Source organism: Vibrio sp. 10N.222.49.C9 (genome assembly GCF_041474985.1).
Lineage (GTDB): Bacteria > Pseudomonadota > Gammaproteobacteria > Enterobacterales > Vibrionaceae > Vibrio > Vibrio crassostreae_C.
Genome location: NZ_JBFRVD010000551.1, coordinates 1 through 399 on the forward strand (window position 1 = coordinate 1; position 399 = coordinate 399).

A 399-nucleotide genomic window follows, 5' to 3' on the forward strand; every position below is an offset into this window, starting at 1 on the left:
GTTTAACCATGCGTCGTTGAGGTTCGAGTTTGCGTCCCAGGTTTTAGTGCCGAGTTGGCGGAACTGTTCTGCGTTGTCGTAACCACGGATGTATCCAAGCAGCTCAGCAACAGCCGCTTTCCAGAAGCTTTTGCGGGTCGTCACCAATGGGAAAGCGTTATTCGCTACGTCATAGGTTAAATCTGCATTGATAACAGTCAAACAACGCTTGCCAGTGCGCTGGTTCTCAATCCAATGCCCTTCATCAACGATACGGCGACATAGGTCTAGATACTGCTTCATTACTTCTCCTTCGCCTTGTTCACTTCAAGGGACTTCTGGTTGAATTTGTATGCCCACCACATCATAGCGGCGCCAATTAGGATCATTGGAGTTGAAAGTATTTGCCCCATAGAGATC

1 protein-coding gene is annotated in these 399 nt (G+C 48.1%); it reads right to left on the reverse strand.

What is annotated here, in order from left to right:
• Positions 1 to 282, reverse strand: a 282-nt coding sequence (locus AB4585_RS24420; RefSeq protein WP_372171337.1) for a thymidylate synthase, incomplete at its 3' end; no start/stop codon positions are given.
• Positions 283 to 399: the final 117 nt, after the last annotated feature.